Origin of the sequence: Ferrovibrio sp., from assembly GCF_029255545.1 — a bacterium.
Classification (GTDB): Bacteria; Pseudomonadota; Alphaproteobacteria; order Ferrovibrionales; family Ferrovibrionaceae; genus Ferrovibrio.
In genome coordinates this window covers 79,030-81,552 of record NZ_JANLJJ010000016.1, presented here as the reverse complement: position 1 = coordinate 81,552, position 2,523 = coordinate 79,030, and the positions used below count along the sequence as shown (strand labels likewise).

Below are 2,523 nucleotides of genomic sequence, written 5' to 3'. Positions count from 1 at the left end.
CGCCCAGTACCTCTTCGGCCTTCTCCGCCAGGTGGATCACGAAATTCGGCGCCCCGACGACGCAGCGCGGGCGGACGTCGGCGCAGGCGCGAAGGAGCCGGTCAGCACCGCCATCGGCGCCCACCGGCACGTCGATGGCGCCCATATACTGAAGCCCCTGCATCACTGGAACACCACCGACAAAGCCTTTGGCCAGCGAAAAAGCATGAAGTACCATATCGCCGGGCCGCACGCCGTTGGCGAAGAAGCAGCGTGCGCTCATCTCGTGCCACATCTCGGCGTCGGATTCTGTCAGCGCCACATAAGACGGGTTGCCGGTTGTGCCCGATGAAGCCTGCATCTGGATGATGTCTTCCATCGGGGCGGCGCGGTGGCGGCCGAAAGGCGGCTCGGCCGACAGGCTTTCGCGGATTTCGGTCTTATAGGTGAAGGGGAGCCTTTGCAGATCCTCGATGGTGCGAATATCATCGAAACCGATGCCGGCCGCCGCGAATTTGTCCCGATAAAATGGCGAGTTGGCCCTGAGATAGGCCATTTGCTCGACCAGCCGCTCCTCCTGGATTCGGCGCACCCCGTCGAGCGGCATGCCCTCTACCTCGTGCCAGAACCGGTCGTTCGCCTTTGCGCTGGCACAGGCCCGCCGAAAGCGCATTCCGTATTGCATACTCTCCTCCCAGGGCACTTTCGGTCAGTAAGACCGGGGCAGGCCCATCACCTTCTCGCCGATGAAGCTGAGGCACAGTTCACGATTCACCGGCGCGGTGCGCAGCAGACGGACCAGCGGATAAAGCTCGTAGAGCCCGGTGTCTTCCGTGAAACCCGACCCGCCATGCGCCTGAAGGGCGGCGTCCACGGCCTCGATTCCGGCCTCGGCGGCGGCGTATTTCGCCATGTTCGACGATGCGCCGGCCGGAAGTTTGTTGTCGAATTCCCAGGCCGCGCGGCGGGCCATCAGGCTCGCCATCTCCACGGCCGTATGGGCCTTGGCCATCGGGTGCTGCACGCCCTGATGCGCGCCGATCGGCTGGCCGAATACGTTGCGCTCGCAAGCATAGGCCACTGCCTTCCGTAAGGCGAACCGGCCGATGCCGCAGCAAAGAGCCGCCAGAATGATCCGCTCGGGATTGAGTGAATCGAACAGGATCGAGAAGCCGTCGTCCACATCGCCCACGACGTCCTCGGGACCGAGGTCCACCTCGTCGAAGAACAGGGTCCACTGTTCTTCCGGGAGTGGGATCGAGACCTTCACCCGCTGCATCTCTACGCCCTTCGCCTTCAGGTTCACCGCGAAAAGCGTGAAGCCGTCGGTCTTGCGCGTGACCTCGGTGTGCGGCTTGGTGCGCGCCACAACCAGGCAGTAGTCGGAGACGTCGGCGCCGGTGATAAAGGTCTTTTCCCCTGAAAGGCGGAAGCGGTTGCCATTGCGCCTGGCGAGCGTCGTGGCCTTTATCGTGTTCGAGCCTGCACCTGGTTCGGTGATCGCGAAACAGAACTGGATTTCGCCCCGGCAGGCGGCCGGTAAGAGCTCCTTGCGGTGGAACTCGGTCCCGTGGCTGGCGATATGGGCGAGCGACATGGTGGGGCCGACCACCATCATCAGGAGCGGGATGCCGTAGTTAGCCGTGCCCTCCATGAAGAGCGCCATCTCGGTCATGCCGAGACCGGCACCGCCATATTCCACGGGCACCATGATGCCGAGGAAGCCGTCATCGGCGATCTGCTGAAACATCTCGCGGGGAAAGGCATGGCGTCGGGCGTGATCCAGCCAATAGGCATTGTCGAATTTCTGCGCGAGCTGCGCCCCGTATTCGTAAATCTGGCGCTGCTCATCGTTAAGCGTGAAGTCCATTCCCGCACCTCTTGTCATGCTTTGAAGGCCGGCGCGCGCCGACCTTCAAAGGCATTCAGCCCTTCGGCCACGTCCTCGTTCGGCAGCGCACGCAAGGCAGCGTCACGCTCCAGCCGCATCTGCTGGTCGATGCCCATGTCGGTCCCCTCGCGTGCCAGGCGCTTCATCTCTGCAATGCCCGGGCGTGAGCGGCTGGCGATTTTCAGACAATAGTCCAACGCTGCCTGGCGCAGCTTTTCCTCCGGCACAATGTAGTTCACCAGTCCCGCCTCCCTCGCCTCATCCGCCTTCAGCCAGCGCGCCGAGAACATCAGATCGAGCGCCCGGCGCAGGCCAATAAGTCGGGTCAACCGCTGGCTGCCGCCCCAGCCGGGGATCAGCCCGAACTGCGCGTGCTGGTCCCCGAACTGAGCGCTTTCCGCAGCGAAACAGACATCGCAGGACAGCATCAGCTCGAGCCCGCCGGCCAGGCAAAGGCCCTGGACTGCGACGATCACGGGCAGCCGGCTCTGTTCCAGTTTGCGGAATGCATCCATGCCAAGGGCGAGGAAATGGTCCAGCATCTGCGCGTCGTATAACTTCCTTTTCACTTCAGTCAGATCAGCGCCGGTGCAGAAGTGCTTTCCCTGCGCGCAGATCAGAATCGAGCGAATATTGCGGTCGGCTTCAAACGT

Annotated in this window: 3 protein-coding genes; all 3 read right to left on the bottom strand. The window is 62.9% G+C overall.

The features are described from left to right. On the bottom strand, positions 1-664 hold a 664-nt coding region (locus Q1J79_RS02205; RefSeq protein ID WP_367182950.1), incomplete at its 3' end, for a phenylacetate--CoA ligase family protein. Between the two features lie 24 nt (positions 665-688). Then, complete coding sequence (locus tag Q1J79_RS02200) at positions 689-1,849, bottom strand: acyl-CoA dehydrogenase family protein (RefSeq protein WP_300295882.1); 1,161 nt, start codon at positions 1,847-1,849, stop codon at positions 689-691. Positions 1,850-1,863: 14 nt separating this feature from the next. Continuing rightward, positions 1,864-2,523: enoyl-CoA hydratase/isomerase family protein (locus tag Q1J79_RS02195; protein WP_300295880.1), on the bottom strand; the 660-nt coding region annotated here is incomplete at its 5' end.

What these genes read in the sequence shown, in the direction of transcription:
- Q1J79_RS02200 (WP_300295882.1), bottom strand. Translation starts at nt 1,849, where the DNA reads ATGGACTTCACGCTTAACGATGAGCAGCGCCAGATTTACGAATACGGG.